We start from the raw sequence: 203 nt of genomic DNA on the forward strand, positions 1-203 counted from the left end.
GTCCGACCAGGATTAGCTAACCTTCGTGCTCCTCCGTTACTCTTTGGGAGGAGACCGCCCCAGTCAAACTACCCACCAGACACTGTCCGCAACCCCGATTAGGGGCCAACGTTAGAACATCAAACATTAAAGGGTGGTATTTCAAGGTTGGCTCCACGCAGACTGGCGTCCACGCTTCAAAGCCTCCCACCTATCCTACACAT

At 53.7% G+C, this 203-nt stretch carries 1 rRNA gene; it reads right to left on the minus strand.

The features are described 5' to 3' along the window. Window positions 1-203 (minus strand): 23S ribosomal RNA (locus PGR79_RS23880); the annotation flags it as partial.

Source organism: Klebsiella sp. 141161, from assembly GCF_050600815.1.
Lineage (GTDB): Bacteria > Pseudomonadota > Gammaproteobacteria > Enterobacterales > Enterobacteriaceae > Klebsiella > Klebsiella aerogenes.